The following is a 14940-nucleotide window of genomic DNA, read 5'->3' as shown; positions in this document are numbered from 1 at the left end:
CCCGTGTGAAAGTAGGTAATCGTCAGGCTCCCTAAGCCAAGAACCCCCGCCCGACAAGGCGGGGGTTTTTGCATTGGCGCGGCGGAAACGCGAGTGCAGGCAATCGATCCCCTCCGTTTGCGGCCCAAGCGCGTCGCCGGAATCCACCGCTTTCCATCATCCCGGACCAATCACCCGTCGATTCGCTGCAATCTCCAGCCAGGGAGGCGACTCGGGCCGGTTCGGCAAGGCACTTCTAACACCCGCTCGGTGACTGCGGCACGATATCGTCATAAAAATCTATGCGCATAAAGTCCATTTGCGCGACATGCCCGGCAAAGCAGATAAGCAGCCCTTCAGGGTAATATCGCCGTTCATCCCGATTCCCGGTGTTCATCTGCATAAGCCGGCACTCGGTGTCCTTCGCATTCCGTTTCCCGCACCGTTCATGACCGACAGCCCCGCACAAAGTGGTCGGACGACCGACTTCTTGCCATACCTGGTCGCTGCAACGTTCTTCATGGAGTATCTCGACACGACCGTGATCGCGACCGCGCTGCCGCAGATGGCGCGCTCGTTCGGCGTCGGGCCGAACGCGCTGAGCCTCGGGATGACGGCCTATATGCTGGCGCTCGCGGTGTTCATCCCGATCAGCGGCTGGATCGCGGATCGTTATGGCTCGCGCACGGTGTTTGCCATCGCCATCTTCGTCTTTACCGGCGCGTCGGTGCTGTGCGGGCTGTCCGAGGGGGTGATGACGTTCACAGCCGCGCGTCTGCTGCAGGGTGCCGGCGGGGCGATGATGGTGCCGGTCGGACGGATGATCGTCGTTCGCAGCACCGAGAAGGCTAAGCTGATGCGCGCAATCGCGACGATCACGTGGCCGGGCATTGTCGCGCCGGTCGTTGGGCCGCCCATTGGCGGCTTCATCACGACCTACGCGTCATGGCGATGGATCTTCCTGCTGAATGTCCCGTTCGGCATTGTTGCGCTCGTCTGTACCTGGCTGATCGTCCGGAACACGCGTGCCGACGAGCAACGACCGCTCGACTGGGTCGGCTTCGTGCTGGCAGGCGCTGCGCTGACCTGTCTGCTGATCGGTACCGAAGCGGCTGGCCAGCAGGACGTCGACTTCACGCGCGCGGGTATTCTGGTGGGCGCGAGCGTGCTGTTCGGCATCGCCGCGTGGATGCACGCGCAACGCTGTGCGCATCCGCTGCTCGATTTCACGACGCTGAAGGTGCCGACATTCTCGGTGACGGTGATCACCGGCTCCATCACGCGGATGGCGATCAATGCCGTGCCGTATCTGCTGCCGCTGCTGTTCCAGATCGGCTTCGGGTTGTCGCCGTTCCAGTCCGGCCTGCTGCTGCTCGCCAGCGCGCTCGGCAATCTCGGAATGAAGGCGGGAACGTCGTGGATCCTCGATCGATTCGGGTTTCGGCGCGTTGCGCTCGTCGACGTGACGATCGTCGGTCTCTTCACGATCGCGTGTGGCTGGCTGACAGCGTCGACGCCGCTGGCGATCACGCTGTTCGTCGTATTCGTCTACGGTCTCACGCGGTCGATGCAGTTCACGACGCTCGCGACGCTGGCGTATGCGGATATCCCGGCTCGACAGACGAGCGCGGCCAGCACGCTGTGGAGTGCTGCACAGCAGATGACGATCGGGATGGGGATCGCATTCGGTGCGTTGTCGCTGCGGCTCGCGGCGTTGGTGCGTGGCGACGCGGCCGGCATGCATTACGTGCTCGACGACTTTCGCTGGGCGTTCGTTGCGGCGGGCGTGCTCGCGCTGCTGACGTTGCCCGGTTATGCGCGGCTGGCTTCCAATGCTGGCGATCGCCTGCGGGCAAATGCGGCTCGTGGGTAAGCAGGACTTCTCATTGCATTGGCGTCGCGACGGGTGAGGGCTTCAGTTTTTTGTTGCTCACTTGAAACGTCGATCCGTCATGGCGACGATCGTCTGCAGGACAGTGTGCCCGTCGCCCGTAACCATTGGTGATGCGCGCACCATGCGGCATCACGGCACAACGATCCTCGCGCAATGATGTGCGGTGCTTGTTGCGCAAACTCACCCGCATACCGAATGGCGCGACAACATCACGTTGCACCCCGCAGGCTGTCACTGCGCGTCATGGAAGATGATGCCGACCGTGTGGCGGTGGCCGCTTCGGATTCTGCTCACGCCATGGCGCAAGTTGACGCGGTAGACGCCGCGCGTTCCCTGCACGGGCCTGCCGTGGACGGCGAAGATCACCGCGTCGCCTTGTGTGAGCGGCACCACTTCCGCGCGTGACTGCATGCGTGGTCGCTGTTCCGTCAGCACGAACTCGCCGCCCGTGAAATCCCGACCAGGTACCGACAGCAGGATAGCGACCTGAAGCGGAAAGACATGCTCGCCGTACAGGTCCTGATGAAGGCAGTTGTAGTCGTCGGGACCGTATTGCAGGATCAGCGGCGTCGGTCGTGTCTGTCCCGCCGCGTGGCAGCGATCGAGGAATGTCCGGTGCTCTTTCGGATAGCGGACGTCGATCCCGAGCGCCTGGTTCCAGCGATTGGCGATCGGCGCGAGATGCGGGTAGAGCGTCGCGCGCAGCTCGGCAACGACCCCGGGCAGCGGGTACGCGAAGTACTTGTATTCTCCGCGCCCGAAGCCGTGCCGTGCCATGACGACGCGCGAACGATAGAGCGCATCCCGCGGATAGAGCGAGGCGAGCGCATCGCACTCGCTCGCGGAGATCAGGCCCGGTACTCGCGCACATCCGTAGCGATCGAGTTCGACATCGACGGCCGGCCAGTCGATTGCATCGACGCGTTGCGCGATGTCCGCCGATTCGACGGCAGGTTGCAGATTGGCGATATTCACGGGCGTACCTCGGTTCGTCAGCGGTGTGGCGCCGTCCGGTCGCGCGGAATATTCGCAAGCGTCGCGTGCACGGTTGAAGCCACGATGAAAGTTGATGAACCCAGTCTAGCGGCGTCCGTGTGCCGACGCGCTCCAGATCTTGCTCTCCAATCCGGAAAGGCGGAAAAGGCAACGACGTGGCACGGCCCCATCGAATGCCGAGACGTGTCGAAGCGGAGAAGGAACCGTGAAATTTTCCACGGCAGGCGACCGGCTTTCACCGGCCACCTCCTGTTTACCCGATCACGCCACTGACCGGAACAACCAGTAGAGCCCGCCTGCCAGCACGATTGACGCGGGCAGCGTCAGCACCCACGCAAGCACGAGGCTGCGCACAGTGTTCCACTGCAACCCGGATCCGTTCGCGGCCATCGTGCCCGCGACGCCCGACGACAGCACGTGCGTCGTCGACACGGGCAACCCGTACACGTCGGCGGCGCCGATCGTCAGCATCGCGACGAGTTCGGCCGACGCGCCCTGCCCATACGTCAAATGCTGCTTGCCGATTTTTTCACCGACGGTCACGACGATCCGCTTCCAGCCGACCATCGTGCCGAGGCCCAGTGCGATCGCGACGGCGACCTTCACCCACGTTGGAATGAACTTGGTCGCGTGGTCGAGTTGCTTGCGATAGTTGTCGATCGCGAGCTTGTCGTCGGCGGCGAGTGCCGGCTGCCCCGACTTCTCGATCAGGCGAATTGCTTCGGACACCAGATACATCGTGTTGCGCACGTTGTCGACGTCGCGTTGCGGCACCGCCGCCATCGACCCCGACACGCCGACCGCGGTCGCGAGCGACGTGGACAGCTGTTGCACGGCAGGCAGCACGGCGGGCGTCAGTTCGCGATGCTGCACGTAGTGCTCGACGTCGGCGCGCGGGTTCGCGGACGGCGCGACGCCGTTCGTGTACTTCCCGAACGTTGCGGCAGCCTGGTTCGCGACGGCGACGAAGGTCTGCGTTTCGGCCGGCGTGACGGCCTTGTTCAGCGCATACGCGGTCGGCACCGTACCGATCAGGATCAGCATGATGAGGCCCATCCCTTTCTGCCCGTCGTTCGATCCGTGCGCGAACGACACACCCGTGCAGGTCAGGATCAGCAGGCACCGAATCCAGAACGGCGGCGGTTGATCCTTCTGTGGCTCCTTGTACAGCTCGGGAATCCGCACGAGCGCTTTCAGCACGAGCAGCAGCAGTGCCGCGCACAGGAAGCCGACGATCGGCGAGAGCAGCAGCGACTTGCCGACACCGAGCGCCTGGCCCCAGTCGACGCCGCTCGTGCCGGACGGTCCGTGCATCAACTGGTTCATCAGGCCGACGCCGATGATCGACCCGATCAGCGTATGCGAGCTCGACGACGGTAGCCCGAAATACCAGGTCGCCAGGTTCCACATGATCGCGGCGATCAGCAGCGCGAACACCATCGCGAAGCCGGCGCCGCTACCGACCTGCAGGATCAGTTCGACCGGCAGCAACTGCAGGATGCCGAATGCAACGGCGCCGCTCGAGACCATCACGCCGAGGAAGTTCCACATACCGGACCAGATCACCGCGACGTTGGGCGTCAGCGAGTGGGTATAGATCACGGTGGCCACCGCGTTCGCGGTGTCGTGGAAGCCGTTGACGAATTCGAAGCCGAGCGCGATCAGCAGCGCGGCGCCGAGCATCAGGTACGGGAACAGCGACCCTTCGCGGACCGGCGACAGATCGGCGATCAGGTGCGTGGCGATATAGGCGGCGCCGAACGCGAGCACCAGCAGGAACACGGCATAGCCGACCTGCCTGGTGCGTGCGACTGAACCCGGATTGTTCGATGCGGACGAAGCAGGATGATTCATGACGGCATCTCGTAAGGGAACCGCGTCCGATCCTAGCTTTCGCTAGCAGTCAGTTTGATGACAGTACGGATGACGAATCATGGTCTTACGGATGTGTAAGGGGAGGGCGCCGTGACGTCGTGACGCAACTTGCCGTGCACGGCTCGCGTCGTCGTCCATATAGTGAACACCAGCCTGCGCACCGGCATGCGGGCCGCCGGAAGTGCGCGGTGTGCGAGCGCGGCTAGCGCAGCATGCGTGGCGCGCTCCACGTCGATTCGCGCGCCAGCGCGACGAATGCGGCCAGATAGTCGGTCGACGCATCCGCCTCGCGGATGCCGAGGAAGATCTGTTTCGCGATGCCCTTCTTGCCGAGCTTCACCGGCACGACCGGCATCCGGTCCGCGTATTCATCGGCAAGCCACCGCGGCAGCGCGGCCACGCCGCGCCCGCTTGCCACCATCTGCAGCATGATGTCGGTCGTCTCGATCGACTTGTGGCGTCTCGGCACGATGCCGGCCGGCGTCAGGAACTGGTTGTAGATGTCGAGCCGGTCGGTCTCGACCGGGTAGGTGATCAGGACCTCGTCGGTCAGCTGCTCGGGCGTCACGTAGTCGGCGTTCGCGAACCGATGCGCATCCGCGACCACCAGCACCTGCTCGTAATCGAACACGGGATCGAAGCGCAGCCCCGGCTTGTTCAGCGGATCGGGCGTCACGAGCACGTCGATGTCATGGCCGAACAGCGCGCCGATGCCGCCGAACTGGAAGCGCTGCTTCACGTCGACGTCGACGTCCGGCCAGCGCGACAGATACGGCGACACGACCTTCAGCAGCCACTGGTAGCACGGATGGCACTCCATCCCGATGCGCAGCGTGCCGCGCTCGCCCTTCGCGTACTGCTTCATCCGCTCCTCGGCGAGTTCGAACTGCGGCAGCAGCCGGTTCGCCAACTTCAGCAGATACTGCCCGCCCTGCGTGAGCCGCAGGCCGCGTCCTTCCCGGTCCCAGATCGGCGTGCCGAGCTGCTGCTCGATTTTCCGGACGGTATGGCTGAGCGCCGATTGCGTGAGATGCAGCGCATTGGCGGCCGCGGTCAGCGAGCCCTGGCGCTCGACTTCGCGGATCACGACGAGATGGAATCGTTCCAGCATGGAGATCGTTCACCCGACAGATACATGAACAGATTTAATGGATGAATGAAATAATGCCATTTTATTTCATGAGATGAAATCCCTATGATGGCTGCCGGATCTTCAATTTCTTCTGGATGGCAGCTTCATGGTTACGACACACAACCTCGGTTTTCCGCGCATCGGCGCGAAGCGCGAACTCAAGTTCGGTCTCGAACGCTACTGGAAGGGCGAATCGTCGCGCGACGAACTGAAGGCACTCGGCGCCGAACTTCGCCAACGCCACTGGAACGACCAGCGCGACCTCGATCTCGTACCGATCGGCGATTTCGCGTTCTACGATCAGGTGCTCGACATGAGCTTCACGCTCGGCAACCTGCCGAAACGCGTGCAGGACTTCCATGGCGATGCGCTCGACAACTATTTCCGCGTCGCGCGCGGCCGTTCGGCGCAGTCGGCGGAAGAACACGCGGCATGCTGCGGCGGTGTCGCGGCCGGTGAAATGACGAAGTGGTTCGACACGAACTATCACTACATCGTGCCGGAGTTCCACGCGGACACGAACTTCTCGCTCGATCCGTCGCGCCTGCTCCAGCAACTGGCGGAAGCGCAGGCGCAGGGCGTCGCCGCGAAGCCGGTGATTCTCGGCCCCGTCACGTATCTGTGGCTCGGCAAGGCGAAGGACGATTCCGATCGCCTCGCGCTGCTGCCGAAGTTGCTGCCGGTATATGGCGCGCTGCTCGACACGCTGACCGCGCAGGGTGTCGAATGGGTGCAGATCGACGAACCGATCCTCGTCACCGAGCTCGACGCCGAATGGCGCCTGGCGCTGCGCACCGCGTACGACGCGCTCGAGACGCGCCGCATCAAGCTGCTGCTCGCGACGTACTTCGGACAGCTCAAGGAAAATCTGACGCTCGCGGTCTCGCTGCCGGTTGACGGCCTGCATATCGATGCGATCAACGCCCGCGACGAAATCGATGCACTGGTGCGCGAACTACCGGCCGACCGCGTGCTGTCGGTGGGCGCGATCAACGGCCGCAACATCTGGAAGACGGATCTGAACGCGACGCTCGACTGGCTCGAACCGCTCGCGAAGCGACTGGGCGATCGCCTGTGGCTCGCACCGTCGTGCTCGCTGTTGCATGTGCCGGTCGATCTCGCGAACGAGGAGAAGCTCGACGCGGAGATCCGCGCATGGCTCGCGTTCGCGCTGCAGAAGCTCGACGAACTGAAGGTGCTCGCGACCGCGCTGAACGAAGGCCGCGACAAGGTGGCCGACGCGCTCAGCGCGAATGCTGCCGCGATCGACGCACGCCGTCGCTCGCCGCGCGTGAACAACCCGGCGGTGAAGGCCGCGATCGCGCGCATCGACGCGCAACTCGGCAATCGCGCGAGCCCGTACACGCAGCGCGCGCCGAAACAGTCCGCGCGCCTGAACCTGCCAGCGTTCCCGACGACGACGATCGGCTCGTTTCCACAGACCGCCGAGATTCGCCTGGCGCGCAGCCGGTTCAAGGCCGGCGTGCTGGATGAAGCCGGTTACCGCGAGGCGATGCAGGCGGAAATCGCGCGCAGCGTGCGCGAGCAGGAGTCGCTCGAGCTCGACGTGCTGGTGCATGGCGAAGCCGAACGCAACGACATGGTCGAATACTTCGGCGAGCAGCTCGACGGCTACGCATTCAGCCAGTTCGGCTGGGTGCAGTCGTACGGTTCGCGCTGCGTGAAGCCGCCGATCCTGTTCGGCGACATCAGCCGCCCGAAGGCGATGACGGTCGAATGGATTGCGTATGCGCAGTCGCTGACGAACAAGCCGATGAAGGGCATGCTGACCGGCCCGGTGACGATCCTGAACTGGTCGTTCGTGCGCGACGACCAGCCGCGTTCGGTGTCGTGCTACCAGCTCGCGCTCGCGATCCGCGACGAAGTGCTCGATCTCGAGAAGGCCGGCGTGCGCGTGATCCAGATCGACGAGGCCGCGCTGCGCGAAGGGTTGCCGCTGCGCCGCGCGCAATGGGACGAGTACCTGGAATGGGCGGTCGAGTCGTTCCGCATCACCGCGAACGGCGTGCAGGACGATACGCAGATCCATACGCACATGTGCTATTCGGAGTTCAACGACATCATCGCGTCGATCGCCGACATGGACGCGGACGTGATCACGATCGAGACGTCGCGGTCGGACATGGAGCTGCTCGACGCGTTCGACAGCTTCAGGTATCCGAACGAGATCGGGCCGGGCGTGTACGACATCCACTCGCCGAACATCCCGACGCAAGATCACATCGTCGGCCTGATGAAGAAGGCGGCCGAGCGGATTCCGGCGGAGCGCCTGTGGGTGAACCCGGACTGCGGGCTCAAGACGCGCCAGTGGGCGGAAGTGATTCCGGCGCTGACGAACATGGTTGCCGCCGCGAAGACGCTGCGCAGCCAGGTGCGATAACGCGCGAACACTGGGCGAATGTCGTCGCGATCGACGATCGGGCGGCATAAACGGCGGCCCGCATGTCGCGATGAGCGTTTGGGGACGTTGCGGCGTACCGCGGTACGCCCAATGCAAACGGGCAGGCGATGTCGCCTGCCCGTTGCGTGGGGTTACGCGGTGCGTGCGCCGCGCGGCAGCGTTTCGTCCGCCTTGCCGGGCGCGCCGGCATCGTCGATGCTGACGCGGCGCGAGATCAGCCACACGCACACCGACGACAGCACGGCGGCGCTCGTGTACTGAATCGCGAGCGGCCACCATTGCGGCGCGGTGTTCTGTGCGATCAGCGTGGCGACGAGCGGCGTGAGGCCGCCGGCGATCGCACCGCACACCTGGTACGCGATCGAGATCGCCGTGTAGCGGATGCGCGCGATGAAGATGCCGCTGACGAAACCCGCGACCACCGAGTAGTAGCCCGACTCCGCGAGCGTCGCGAGGCCGACGCCGACCGTGATCGACAACGGCGTGCCCATGTGCACGAGCGGCAGCATCACGAACGGCACGATCGCGGCCCAGGCGCCGGTGATCAGCAGCACGCGCGTCGTACCGAAGCGCTGCGCGATGAACGCGGCGGCGAGCTGCACGACGAACTGCAGCACGGCGACGATCGTCATGCAATGCAGCACCATCGACCGGTCGAGCGACAGGAACTGCGTCGCGTAGCTGATCATGAAGATGTTGCTGAAATACACGCCGGCGATCCCGTACACGTTCGCGCCGATCGCGAGCAGCAGCAGCGGCCAGTACTTGAGCGCCTCGCGCACCGGGTTCTGCGCGGTGTTGCCGCTCTTTCTGACTTCCTCGAACTCGGGCGACTCGGACACGCTCGCGCGGATCACGAAGCCGACCGCCAGCAGCACGGCGCTCGCGAGGAACGGCACGCGCCAACCCCAGCTCATCATGTCGTCCTTCGACAGCGTGCTGATCGCGCCGAACGCGAGCATCGACAGGATCAGGCCGCTCGCGCTGCCGAGCTGCGCGAACGACGCGAAGAACGTGCGCTTGCCTTCGGGCGCATGCTCGCCGGCGAGCAGCACCGCGCCGCCCCATTCGCCGCCGACCGCGATGCCTTGCAGCACGCGCATCAGAACCAGCAGGATCGGTGCGATCACGCCGGCCTGCGCATGGGTCGGCAGCAGGCCGATCGCGACCGTCGACACGGCCATCAGCATCAGCGTCGCGAGCAGCGAGCGCTTGCGTCCGAAGCGGTCGCCGAGATAGCCGAACATCACGCCGCCGAGCGGCCGCGCGAAGAAGCCGACCGCGAACGAGCCGAACGACGCGAGCAGGCTGACGAAACGGCTTTCGCCGGGAAAGAACAGCGGCCCGAACACGATGGCGGCAGCGGTCGCATAGCTATAGAAGTCGTACCATTCGATCGTGGTGCCGACGAATGAAGCGAGCGCCGCCCGCTTCGGTTGCTTGATGGCAGTCCCCATCTGTTATGTGCTCCTCTGGAATCCTCTGATTTGGAATAGGTCGTGTGCCGGGATCAGTCGCGGTACGCGACGCCGGGCAGCACGCACAGCAACTCGTAGGCGAGGTTCGCGCCGAGCAGGGCCGTGGTGCCGAACGGGTCGTACGGCGGCGCGACTTCGACGAGATCGCAACCGACGATGTTCAGCCCCTTCGCGCCGCGGATGATCTCGAGCGCCTGCGGCACCGTGAGGCCCGCGATTTCCGGCGTGCCGGTGCCCGGCGCGTAGGCCGGATCGATGCCGTCGATGTCGAAGGTGATGTAGACCGGCGTGTCGCCGATGCGCGCGCGCACTTCTTCCATCAGCGGCGCGAGCGACTTGTTCCAGCATTCCTCGGCCTGGACCACGCGGAAGCCCTGCTCGCGGCACCAGTCGAAATCCTCGGCGGCGTAGCCGGTGCCGCGCAGGCCGATCTGCGTGACCTTGTCGCCGTGCAGCAGGCCTTCCTCGACCGCGCGGCGGAACGGCGTGCCGTGCGCGATCTTTTCGCCCATCATCGTATCGTTCACGTCGGCGTGTGCATCGACGTGGATCAATGCAACCTTGCCGTGCTTGCGGTGGATCGCGCGCAGGATCGGCAGCGCGATCGTGTGGTCGCCGCCGAGCGTGATCGGCTTGCAGTCGTGCGCGAGAATCGCGTCGTACGCGGTCTCGATGCGCGCGATGGAATCGTGCAGGTTGTACGGGTTGATCGCGACGTCGCCGATGTCGGCGATTTGCAGCGAATCGAACGGCGCGGCGCGCGTGGCCATGTTGTACGGGCGCAGCAGCACCGATTCCGTGCGGATCTGGCGCGGGCCGAAGCGTGCGCCGGTGCGATTGGAGGTGCCGAGGTCGAACGGCACGCCGACGAAACACGCGTCGAGGCCGGCGGCGCTCGCCACGTGCGGCAGGCGCATCATCGTCGCGATGCCGCCGCTGCGCGGCATTTCATTGCCGCCGAGCGGCTGGAAATGGGTGTGATCGTTCATGGGCTTGTCTCTTCCGATGTGGGGTTGCCGTATCATTCGACGCGGCCTGGCGCATAGTTTTACGCGTCCGACCGGAAAGAAGAATGCGAAGATATCGACGTAAACATCGATTTTCATCGATGTATGGAAGGGGAATAGCGTGCTGGGGAATCTGTCGACCCTCGATCTGCGGTTGATCCGCGTGTTTCTCGCGGTCACGGACGCGGGCGGCGTGTCGGCCGCGCAGGCGATGCTGAACGTCGGCCAGTCGACGATCAGCGCGCAACTGTCGTCGCTCGAGACGCGGCTCGGCTACCGGCTCTGCGAGCGCGGCCGCAGCGGCTTCCGGCTCACGCCGAAGGGCGAGCGGTTCCACGCGATGAGCCGCAAGCTGCTCGCCGCGCTCGACGAATTCGGGATGGCCGCGCGGCACATGGACCGCCAGCTCGTCGGTACGCTGAATATCGGCCTGATCGGTCATACGCCGGTCAGCCAGAACGCGCGGATCGCGGAGGCGATCGCCGCGTTCCGCACGCGCGACCAGGCCGTGCGCTTCTCGATCTCGGTGCGTGCGCCGGGCGATCTCGAGGAAAAACTGCTGAGCGGCGAGATCCAGATCGCGGTCGGCTACTTCTGGCATCGCGTGCCGACGCTGCACTACACGCCGCTGTTCGTCGAGCGGCAGGTCGCATACTGCGGTCGCGGCCATCCGCTGTTCGAACGCGCCGGTGCGCTGACGCCGGCCGACGTCGCGGGATTCGAATGGGCCTGGCGCTCGTATCCGCTGCCGGAGGCGCAGATGTCGACCACGCCCGATCGCGTGACCGCGACCGCCGACAACATGGAGGCGGTCGCGCTGCTGATCCTGTCAGGCCATCACCTCGGCTATCTGCCGCAGCACTTCGCGGCGCCGTATGTCGCGCAAGGGCTCCTCGCGCCGCTCAGCCCGGATCGGCTGCATTACGAGGTCACGTTCCACATGGTCGTGGCGCGCGACGGGCGCGGCGATCCGCTCGTCGAGGCGTTTCTCGAGGATCTCGAGCGCGCGCACCAGTCGCCCGACGTCGTGTGAACCCGCGTGCGGCCAGGCAACGCCGGCACTGTGGACGAATGTCACGCCGGAGCGGGCCGCGGCCTGCATCACGGCACCGGCAACCCCGCGTCATGCTTCACCTCCCGTAGCGACAGCGCCGATTCGATCGACGTGACGCCCGGCAGCATCCGCAGCGAGTCGCGCAGGAACGTGCCGTAGTCGTCGAGATCGCGCGCGACCACCTGCAGCAGGTAGTCGGCCGTGCCCGCGACGTTGTGGCACGCGAGGATCCGCTCGATGCCGAGCACTTCCCGTTCGAACCGGTCGGCGACCTTGCGGTCGTGCGTCGCGAACCTCACGAGCACGAACGCGACGACGCCGAAGCCGAGCGCCTGGCGTGACAACTGCGCGCGGTAGCGCTCGATGTAGCCGTCGTTTTCGAGACGTTTCAGGCGCCGCGCGCACGGCGTTTCGGACAGGCCGACGGAATCGGCGAGGCGCGCGATCGGCAGGCGGCCGTCGCGCTGCACCGCGGCGAGAATCGCGCGATCGGTTTTGTCGAGTTCGGTCATGTTGGCGGAATCCGTGTCTGGATTCCATGATTGTGGCGGATTCCGCTATGGATCGCCAATCCTGAGCCAAAGATGGCCAATAATCCCTCCACCTTCAGCGGCAACATATCGTCATTGAAGGACGGGGGCAGACCATGATTTCCACGCATTTGCTGTTGATTTATCTCGCCGCGCTGGCGGCCATCTACGCGGTGCCCGGGCCAGACATGGCGCTCGTGCTGCAGACCAGCATCGGCCGCGGCGTGCGCCCGGGCATGGCGGCGGCCGCCGGCCTTTCGCTGTCACGCACCGCGCACGTGACGCTCTCCGCATGCGGCGTCGCGGCGCTGATCCGCAGCGCGCCTTGGCTGTACGAAGCGATCCGTTACGGCGGCGCGCTTTATCTCGCGTACGTCGCGATCCAGGTGTTCCGCTCGCCGGTGTTCGCACTCGGCGACGGCGACGAGGCGGCCCCGGACGAACTGCGGCAGTCGTTCTTCAAGGGGCTGCTGACGAACCTGCTGAATCCGAAGGCGCTGCTGTTCTGCTCGGTGCTGCTGCCGCAGTTCGTGCGGCCCGAGGCCGGGCCCGTCGTGTGGCAGATGTTCGAGCTCGGCGCGCTGCTGGTCGCGGCCGGCGTGTGCTTCGACCTCGCATGCGTGTTCGGCGCGTCGCGCATCGCAGCGTGGATGCGCGCGCATCCGCTCGCGCAGACGGTTCAGCGCTGGACGTTTTCCGCTGCGCTGATCGGGTTCGCGCTGCGGCTGTCGATGGATTGAGCCGATCGACGGAGGCCGCGTGCAATGCCGGCCTTCGCGCCCATGCCCCGCCGCAGAAGGGCGTGCGCGCAAATCGTCTGACTGATCTAAACTCCCTTTAACTTCGCGCATTCGCGAACCGACTGACCGAACGGAACCGACTTCCGCCGGCTATGTCCGATTTCCTGGCTGTTCCGTGCAACGCGGTACCAAGGAGGGTCAGAACATGGCAAGGCATCTTCACGCCGACCGTGAACCCCGAATCGTCCCCGAGTCCAAGTGCCTCGGCCCGTGCGATCCGGCAGAACGCATCCACGTCACGATCATGTTGCGGCGGCAGGAAGAAGGGCAACTCGATACGTTGGTCCACCAGCTCGCCACCGGCGACGCACAGGCGAAACCGCTGTCGCGCGAAGCCTTCGCGCAGCGTTTCTCCGCCCATTCCGACGACATCCGCAAGACCGAGGACTTCGCGCGTCGTCATCAGTTGACGGTCGATCGCGTCGACCCGGTCGAAAGCGTCGTCGTGCTGTCGGGCACGATCCAGCAGTTCGAAGCGGCATTCAGCGTGAAGCTCGAGCGTTTCGAGCATCGTTCGATCGGTCAGTATCGCGGCCGCTCGGGCCCGATCGCGCTGCCGGACGAGCTCGGCGACGCCGTCACGGCCGTGCTCGGCCTCGACAGCCGCCCGCAGGCGCGGCCGCACTTCCGGCTGCGTCCGCCGTTCAGGCCGGCGCGCGGCGCCACGAGCGTCACGTTCACGCCGATCCAGCTCGCATCGCTGTACGGTTTTCCGGCCGGCGACGGCGCCGGGCAGTGCATCGCCATCGTCGAGCTCGGCGGCGGCTATCGCGCGGCCGATATCCAGCAGTATTTCCGCGGGCTCGGCATCGACACGCCGCCGACGCTCGTCGACGTCAACGTCGGCACCGGCCGCAACGCGCCGACCGGCGACGCGAACGGCCCGGACGGTGAAGTCGCGCTCGACATCGAGATCGCCGGTGCGATCGCGCCGGCCGCGAAGATCGCGGTCTATTTCGCGCCGAACAGCGACGCGGGCTTCATCCAGGCCGTCAACGCGGCCGTCACCGACAAGACCAACAGACCGTCGGTGATTTCGATCAGCTGGGGCGGGCCGGAAGCGATCTGGCAGGCGCAGTCGGCGCAGGCGTTCAACCGTGTGTTGCAGGCGGCCGCCGCGCAGGGCATCACCGTGTGCGCGGCGTCGGGCGACAGCGGCTCGGGCGACGGGTTGCAGGACGGCACCGATCACGTCGACTTCCCCGCGTCGAGCCCGTACGTGCTCGGCTGCGGCGGCACGCAACTCGATGCGCTGCCCGGGCAGGGCATCCGCGGCGAGGTCACGTGGAACGACGAGGCGTCCGGTGGCGGCGCGGGCGGCGGCGGCGTCAGCACGCTGTTCGACCTGCCGGCATGGCAGCAAGGATTGAAGGTTGCGCTCGCCGACGGCAGCAGCGTGCCGCTCGCGAAGCGCGGCGTGCCGGACGTCGCCGGCGATGCATCGCCGCAGACGGGCTACGAGGTGTCGATCGCCGGCACGCCAGCGGTGATGGGCGGCACGAGCGCGGTCGCGCCGTTGTGGGCCGCGCTGATCGCACGGATCAACGCGGCGGCAGGCGCATCGGCCGGCTGGATCAATCCGGCGCTGTACAAGAATCCGGGCGCGCTGCGCGACATCACCAAAGGCTCGAACGGCACGTATGCAGCCGCGTCCGGCTGGGATGCATGCACGGGCCTCGGCAGCCCCGACGGCGCGAAACTCGCGGCGATCCTCGCGCGCAAGCCGTCGAGCTGACACGCCGGCACAGACCTTTCCACGCGACGCGGGTTTCC

At 65.7% G+C, this 14940-nt stretch carries 11 protein-coding genes; 5 read left to right on the top strand and 6 right to left on the bottom strand.

Going from position 1 to position 14940, the window contains the following annotated elements:
- The first annotated feature begins 427 nt into the window (after nt 1–427).
- Complete coding sequence (locus WS46_RS21185; protein ID WP_059691642.1) at nt 428–1852, top strand: DHA2 family efflux MFS transporter permease subunit; 1425 nt, start codon at nt 428–430, stop codon at nt 1850–1852.
- A 252-nt stretch (nt 1853–2104) separates the two neighbouring features.
- On the opposite strand, the gene WS46_RS21180 is transcribed toward WS46_RS21185, so the two are convergent.
- The 3 genes from WS46_RS21180 to WS46_RS21170 all read right to left on the bottom strand — a co-directional run bounded on the left by WS46_RS21180 (nt 2105) and on the right by WS46_RS21170 (nt 5855).
- Nucleotides 2105–2848 carry a 2OG-Fe(II) oxygenase gene (locus WS46_RS21180; RefSeq protein WP_059691641.1) on the bottom strand — a complete coding sequence of 248 codons (744 nt, stop codon included), beginning with the start codon at nt 2846–2848 and terminating at the stop codon, nt 2105–2107.
- A 282-nt stretch (nt 2849–3130) separates the two neighbouring features.
- Nucleotides 3131–4723, bottom strand: a complete 1593-nt coding sequence (locus tag WS46_RS21175) for an inorganic phosphate transporter (RefSeq protein ID WP_059691640.1) — start codon at nt 4721–4723, stop codon at nt 3131–3133.
- A gap of 223 nt (nt 4724–4946) precedes the next feature.
- Nucleotides 4947–5855: a LysR family transcriptional regulator gene (locus tag WS46_RS21170; protein ID WP_059691639.1), complete on the bottom strand. Its 909-nt coding sequence runs from the start codon at nt 5853–5855 to the stop codon at nt 4947–4949.
- Nucleotides 5856–5982: 127 nt separating this feature from the next.
- Here WS46_RS21170 and metE point away from each other — a divergent pair, with 127 nt between their 5' ends.
- On the top strand, nt 5983–8277 hold the full coding sequence (metE, locus tag WS46_RS21165) for a 5-methyltetrahydropteroyltriglutamate--homocysteine S-methyltransferase (RefSeq protein WP_059691638.1): 2295 nt from the start codon (nt 5983–5985) through the stop codon (nt 8275–8277).
- A 152-nt stretch (nt 8278–8429) separates the two neighbouring features.
- Here the strand turns inward: metE and WS46_RS21160 are convergent, their stop codons facing one another.
- Together WS46_RS21160 and speB are read right to left on the bottom strand one after the other, a co-directional pair.
- Entirely contained in the window at nt 8430–9755 is a 1326-nt protein-coding gene (locus tag WS46_RS21160; RefSeq protein ID WP_059691637.1) for an MFS transporter, read from the bottom strand.
- Nucleotides 9756–9808: 53 nt separating this feature from the next.
- On the bottom strand, nt 9809–10765 hold the full coding sequence (gene speB, locus WS46_RS21155) for an agmatinase (protein ID WP_059682426.1): 957 nt from the start codon (nt 10763–10765) through the stop codon (nt 9809–9811).
- A 139-nt stretch (nt 10766–10904) separates the two neighbouring features.
- On the opposite strand from speB, the gene WS46_RS21150 reads away from it, so the two are divergent.
- Complete coding sequence (locus tag WS46_RS21150) at nt 10905–11816, top strand: LysR family transcriptional regulator (RefSeq protein WP_059532632.1); 912 nt, start codon at nt 10905–10907, stop codon at nt 11814–11816.
- Nucleotides 11817–11884: 68 nt separating this feature from the next.
- On the opposite strand, the gene WS46_RS21145 is transcribed toward WS46_RS21150, so the two are convergent.
- The gene (locus tag WS46_RS21145; RefSeq protein WP_044848788.1) at nt 11885–12349 is read right to left on the bottom strand and encodes an Lrp/AsnC family transcriptional regulator; all 465 of its coding nucleotides are present in this window, start codon (nt 12347–12349) and stop codon (nt 11885–11887) included.
- Nucleotides 12350–12483: 134 nt separating this feature from the next.
- Between WS46_RS21145 and WS46_RS21140 the strand changes: the two genes are divergently transcribed.
- A complete protein-coding gene (locus WS46_RS21140; RefSeq protein ID WP_059691636.1) occupies nt 12484–13107 on the top strand; it encodes a LysE family translocator in 624 nt (207 codons plus the stop codon).
- A gap of 205 nt (nt 13108–13312) precedes the next feature.
- Nucleotides 13313–14902, top strand: coding sequence for a protease pro-enzyme activation domain-containing protein (locus tag WS46_RS21135; protein WP_059532627.1), 1590 nt, complete (start codon nt 13313–13315; stop codon nt 14900–14902).
- Nucleotides 14903–14940 lie beyond the last annotated feature (38 nt).

The organism is Burkholderia sp. RF4-BP95 (genome assembly GCF_001521985.1).
GTDB lineage: Bacteria > Pseudomonadota > Gammaproteobacteria > Burkholderiales > Burkholderiaceae > Burkholderia > Burkholderia diffusa.
This window is presented reverse-complemented; position numbering and strand designations above follow the sequence as displayed.